We start from the raw sequence: 5,554 nt of genomic DNA, 5'->3' as shown, positions 1-5,554 counted from the left end.
GAGCACGGATCGGACGGCGTCGAGACGCTCGGGTAGATCGTCGGGGGACGGTATGCGGAACGGGATACGCGCGTCGCGGATCTTTCGCTTGGCGCGCGAGATCCGTTGTCCCATGGTCGGTTCCGGAACCAGGAAAGCGCGGGCGATCTGCGCCGTGGTCAACCCGCAGAGCAGGCGCAGCGTCAGGGCGACACGTGACTCCGGCGCGAGCGCCGGATGGCAGCAGGTGAAGATCAGCCGGAGCCGGTCGTCGGGAATCTCGGGAGAGGCGACCGCCTCGGGGTCGAGTGCCGCGCCGGACGCCGGGTGGAGCAGATCCGCCTCGGCGTGCTTGACCGAACGTGCCGTCTCCCGTCGTGCCCTGTCGATCGCCCGGCGACGGGCGGTGGTGATGATCCATCCGGCCGGACTCGGCGGGATCCCCTCCGTCGGCCACCGCTCGGCGGCAGTCGAGAAGGCATCCTGTACCGCGTCTTCGGCGACATCGATGTCGCCGAAGACGCGGTACAGGACGGCGACCGCCCGACCGTACTCCTCGCGGAAGACGCGTTCGATGTCTGCGGTGGACGGATCGGTCATCGCTGTATGCGCGTCATCCGGCGCAGGAACCGAAGGCCAGCGGCCGTACCTCGACGGGCAGCGTGGTGGCCTCCGCGAGACCGCGTGCCCACCTCAGCGCCTCGTCCAGGTCGGGCACGTCGAGGATGTCGAAGCCACCGAGGTGCTCCTTGCCCTCGATGTACGGACCGTCGGTCGTCACCACGCGCCCCTCGTCGGTACGCACGACCGTGGCGGTGTCCGGTGGGTGCAACCCACCGGAGAACACCCAGATGCCCGCCTCCCGGATCTCGTTCTGCCAGGCCTCGACCTTCTTCATGATCGGTTCGAGGAACTCCGGAGACGGCGGCTCACCGTCCGGTTGGTAGATGCTCAGCAGGTACTGCGCCATGTCGGGGTCCTTCCCTCGACGGCCGGCGGATCCGGCCTCTCATCCTCCATACGAACGGTAAGGCGCGGATTCGACACCTGGCACGGAAAAGACCGTCGGTCCGGCCGGCCGCCCTCGCACGTGGTCGGTATGGGACCCCTCGTCCGCATCCATGGATGAAGACGGTGCGGATCGCCACGACCCCGGGGCCGCGCGGGTCCTCAGGCCGGATGCGGAGAATTCATGTCCAGCCCGACGGCGCGGGCCATCGCCGCGCGCGGGGCGGGCAGTCCGGTGAACTGTTCGACCTGCCCGAAGGCCTGGTTCAGGAGCATGTGCAGACCGCTGACGACGCGGCCCCCACGTGCCTCGGCTGCCTTCGCCAGGGGCGTGGGCCAGGGATCGTAGATCGCGTCGAGGATGCAGGGCGCGTGCGCGAGCGTCTCCGCGTACGGTGCCGCCGCGGGCGCGGGCACGGTGCTCACGAGCGCACCGGCCTCGGCGCAGACCCGGGCGAGTTCCGGCGCGTCGAACGACAGCCATCGGGCCTCGATGTCGTCCCCGAGGCAGTCGAACGTTGCGCGGGCCTTCTCCTCGGAACGCGCGACGACGATCACCGAACGCACACCGAGGTCGGTGAGCCCGACCAGCGCCGGTCGCGCGGTGCCACCCGATCCGGCGACGACCGCCGCCGCATCGGACAGATCGCCGACCCCGGCCGACCGCAATGCCCCCGACACACCGTCGACGTCGGTGCAGTCGGCCCGCCACCCGTTCTCGATACGGACGAGGGTATTCGCCGAACCGATCGTCACAGCCCGCTCGGTGCGTTCGGTGGCGAATTCGAGTGCCGCGAACTTGCCGGGCATCGTGACGGACAGGCCGACCCATTCCTCACCGAGTGAGGACACGAGTCCCGGCAGCTGCTCACCGGTGCATTCGACGCGTTCGTAGGTCCACTCGGCCAGCCCGAGTGCCCGGTACGCCGCGAGATGCAGCAGGGGCGACTTCGAGTGCGCGATGGGTTTCCCGAGGACCGCCGCCCTCCGGACACCCGACCTCGGATCAGCGGCCACTGTCGAGGATCCCGCTCGCGAGTGCCAACTCGGTGTTCTGCAGGTGCTCCTCGTAGGAGTTCGCGAAGAGCGTGGTGCCCTTGTCGTCGATCGTCACGAAGTAGATCCATTCCCCCGGTTCCGGGTTCTCCATCGCCTGCAACGCGCCGATACTCGGCGAGGAGATGGGCGTCGCCGGCAGACCGACCTTCGCGTAGGTGTTCCAGGGGGTCACCCGGCCGCGGTCGGCGTCGGTGGTCGCGAGTTCGGTCTCGTCGAGTTCGTAGTTGACCGTCGAGTCGAACTGGAGCATCTGATCGATCTCGAGCCTGTTGAGGATCACGCGGGCGACCTTCGCGAAATCCTGTGGCAGTGCCTCGCGTTCGACCAGCGACGCGGAGATGAGCATCTCGTAGGGGGTCAGGCCCACCCGCGCGGCCGCATCGGTGATCCCGGTGGAGTCGTAGCTCGTAGCACTCTCCGAGACCAGGCGGGCAAGGATCTCGACGGGTTCGGCAGTGGGATCGAAATCCCAGCTGCCTGCGGCGATGAGGCCCTCGAGCTGTCGTCGCCTGTCGGGCACGTTCGCCACCGCATCGCGCGCCCATTCGGGAACGCCGAGGGCCTGCAGATCCGGGGTGGATCCGGCCACGTCGAGTTCCTCGTAGGTGATGCAGTTCTCGGCGGCGGCGTCGCCGTGGCAGCTCGCCTCGGCGATGAGTGTGTAGATGCCCTTGCGAACGGCGCCCGTGTTGACGTCGCGGATGTCGTGCAGCTGACGTCCCTCGGAGATGACGAGCGCCCCCACCCGGCTGGCCGGGTCGACGAGCGCCGCGACGGCGTCGACGGCGGGAATGTTGGTGGGCACCTGATAGAAGCCGGGATGCAGGGAGTTCATCCCCGAGTTCTGCACGGCCGCTTCGTAGAAGGCGGCGGAACTCGCCACGACGCCCTTGTCGACGAATTCGCTGCCGATCTCCCCGGCGGTGTCGCCCGGGGCGACCTGGACGACGACGGCGGGACCGGCGGGTCCGGTGAAGTCGGGTGGGAGATCGGGGCCGAGGAGCCGATCGTAGGCGAGGTAACCGCCACCTGCTACGACGAGCAGGAGAATCGCCGCGGCGAGCGCCCCGACGACCCGTCCACGTCTCTTGCGCTTGTGCGCCTTCGGATCGCGGCGCGCGGGATGATCCGAACCGCCGACCGCGGCAGGCACCGCGCGCTGTTCGGCGGTGTCGTCGTCGGCGTCGTCCGCATCGTCGTCGACGTAGTCGGCATAGTCGTCGCGCCGATCGGTGTCCCGGTAATCGTCGCGTGCGGCGTAGGAGTAGCCGCCCGGATACTCGTCGTCGAGGTGTCCGCCGTCGTCGTAACTCCGCTCGCCGTAACCCTGCCCGCCGTAGTCCTGGTCCGCATAATCGTCGTCGGCGTATCCCTGTTCGGGACGACCGGCCGTGGCATGCGGGTGGTACCCCGGGGTGCCTGACGGTGGACCGTCGACCGTGCCCGGCGGTGGGCCGTCGAACGCCCCCGGACCGAAGTTCAGGACCGTGGTCTCGTGGTCGTCCGGACCAGGACGACCGGCGCTCGGCGCCCCGCCGGAGTGGCCTTCACCGTACGGATCACCGGCGTGGGGATCGTGCCCGTACGCATCGCGCGCGTAGGGGTCGGGTGCGTACGGGTCGTCGTACCGGTAACCCCGGTCGGACCGCTGCGGGTCAGCGGGTCCGGTGCGATCGACCGGAGGTTGCGTGTACCCACCGGCATAGGGATCTGCGAACAGATCCTCCCGCCCGTTCTCCGAATGGTCGTCGTGTCGTCCGTGCCGGCTCACCGGCTGCCCCCCGCGTCACGCCCCGACTCGTTCACTACCGAACTCCGCTCGTCCAACCAACCCTGCAAGATGGCCACGGCGGCAGCCTGGTCGATGACCGGCCGCGCGCCTCGCGCACTCACCCCGCTCTCGCGGAGGGCGCGCGCCGCAGTGACCGTCGTGAAACGTTCGTCGGCCAGGCGCACGGGAACGTCGGGTAGGGCACGGCGAAGTCGACGCGCGAAGTCGCTCGCCAGTTTCGCAGCCTTGCCGGGCTCACCGCGCAGTGTCTGCGGCAGCCCGACGATAACCTCAACAGCCTCGTATTCCCTAACGATCTCGATGATGCGCCGGATATCGGGTGCGTCGGGTCCGCGTTCCTTGGACCGCGGCACCGTCTCGACCGGGGTGGCGAGGATGCCGTCGGGGTCGCTGGAGGCGACCCCGATCCGGACGCTGCCGACGTCGACTGCGATGCGGCGACCACGGCCGGGATCGTCCGCTCCGGGGCGATCGGGGCGCGGCGGTTCGGCCACGCTCAGCCGGCCAGCTCGCTCAGGCGGGCACGGAAGGCGTCGAGTGCGGCCGGGATACCGGCCGGATCCGACCCTGCGCCCTGAGCCATGTCGGGCTTGCCGCCACCGCGACCACCGATCGCGGGACCGAAGCTCGCGACGAGGTCGCCTGCCTTGATGCCCTTCTCCTGCGCAGCCTTGGTGGTGGCCACGACGAAGGGCACCTTGCCGCCGGCGTTGCCGAGCAGCAGCACCACGGCGGGCTCGGTGCCGAGCCGCCCACGGACGTCGGATGCGAGTGTGCGCAGGTCGTTGCCGGCGACACCCTCCGGGGCGGCCTCGGCCACGACGAGTACGTCGCCGACGCGCTGCGCCTTGCCCGCATACGTTCCGGCTGCAGCGGCGACGTTCGCGGCACGGGTCTTCTCGAGTTCCTTCTCTGCGGCCTTGAGCCGGTCGAGCAGGGCCTCGACGCGTCCGGGCACCTCCTCGGAGGGGACCTTGAGGGTGGAGGACAGGCCCGCGAGGAGCGCGCGTTCCTTCGCCAGATGACGGTAGGAATCGAGACCGACGTATGCCTCCACTCGGCGGATGCCGGACCCGACGGACTGCTCGCCGAGGAGGGTCACGGTGCCGACGTGCGAGGAGTGCTGCACGTGTGTGCCACCGCACAGCTCCATCGAGAACGGACCGCCGATCTCGACGACGCGGACCTCGTCGCCGTAGTTCTCGCCGAACAGGGCCATCGCGCCCATCTTCTTGGCCTTGTCGAGGTCGGTGACGAACGTGTTGACCGGGTAGTTCGCCGCGACGGCCTCGTTGGTGACGCCTTCGATGTCCTGCTTCTGCTGCTCGGACAGCGCGCCGGGCCACGAGAAGTCGAACCGCAGGTAGCCGGGCTTGTTGAGCGAGCCGGCCTGCACGGCGTTGGGGCCGAGCACCTCGCGTAGCGCGGCGTGGACCAGGTGGGTGCCGGAGTGGCCCTGGGTGGCGCCCTTGCGCCACTCGGGATCGACCTGCACGAGGACGGCGTCGCCTTCGACGACCTGGCCCTCGAGCACGGTGACCTTGTGTGTCCACAGCTGCTTGGCGATCTTCTGGACGTCGTCGACCTTGATCCTCAGACCCGGGCCGGTGATGCTGCCGATGTCGGCGATCTGACCGCCGGACTCCGCGTAGAGGGGGCTGCGGTCGAGGATCAGCTCGACCTGCTGGCCCGCGCTTGCGGCGTGCAGCCGCTCGC

At 69.5% G+C, this 5,554-nt stretch carries 6 protein-coding genes; all 6 read right to left on the bottom strand.

Annotated elements, in window-relative coordinates:
- Nucleotides 1-579, bottom strand: a 579-nt coding sequence (locus R1101_RS26990; RefSeq protein ID WP_016934268.1) for an RNA polymerase sigma factor, incomplete at its 3' end; no start/stop codon positions are given.
- 13 nt (nt 580-592) lie between these two features.
- Entirely contained in the window at nt 593-949 is a 357-nt protein-coding gene (locus R1101_RS0115295; RefSeq protein ID WP_016934267.1) for a YciI family protein, read from the bottom strand.
- 200 nt (nt 950-1,149) lie between these two features.
- The gene (locus tag R1101_RS0115290; protein ID WP_016934266.1) at nt 1,150-2,004 is read right to left on the bottom strand and encodes a shikimate dehydrogenase; all 855 of its coding nucleotides are present in this window, start codon (nt 2,002-2,004) and stop codon (nt 1,150-1,152) included.
- The gene (locus R1101_RS0115285; protein WP_016934265.1) at nt 1,994-3,817 is read right to left on the bottom strand and encodes an endolytic transglycosylase MltG; all 1,824 of its coding nucleotides are present in this window, start codon (nt 3,815-3,817) and stop codon (nt 1,994-1,996) included. Before R1101_RS0115285 ends, R1101_RS0115290 begins: the two co-directional genes overlap by 11 nt.
- Entirely contained in the window at nt 3,814-4,332 is a 519-nt protein-coding gene (ruvX, locus tag R1101_RS0115280; RefSeq protein ID WP_016934264.1) for a Holliday junction resolvase RuvX, read from the bottom strand. The genes R1101_RS0115285 and ruvX overlap by 4 nt, the downstream gene beginning before the upstream one ends.
- A 2-nt stretch (nt 4,333-4,334) precedes the next feature.
- A partial coding sequence (locus tag R1101_RS0115275) for an alanine--tRNA ligase-related protein (RefSeq protein ID WP_016934263.1) occupies nt 4,335-5,554 on the bottom strand: 1,220 nt, incomplete at its 5' end.

This window comes from Rhodococcus sp. R1101, assembly GCF_000278445.1.
In the GTDB taxonomy this organism is placed as follows: Bacteria; Actinomycetota; Actinomycetes; order Mycobacteriales; family Mycobacteriaceae; genus Rhodococcus; species Rhodococcus gordoniae.
Note: the sequence above shows the minus strand (reverse complement) of the source record. Positions and strands in the feature narration are given on the sequence as shown.

What these genes read in the sequence shown, in the direction of transcription:
- R1101_RS0115295 (WP_016934267.1), bottom strand. Translation starts at nt 949, where the DNA reads ATGGCGCAGTACCTGCTGAGCATCTACCAACCGGACGGTGAGCCGCCG.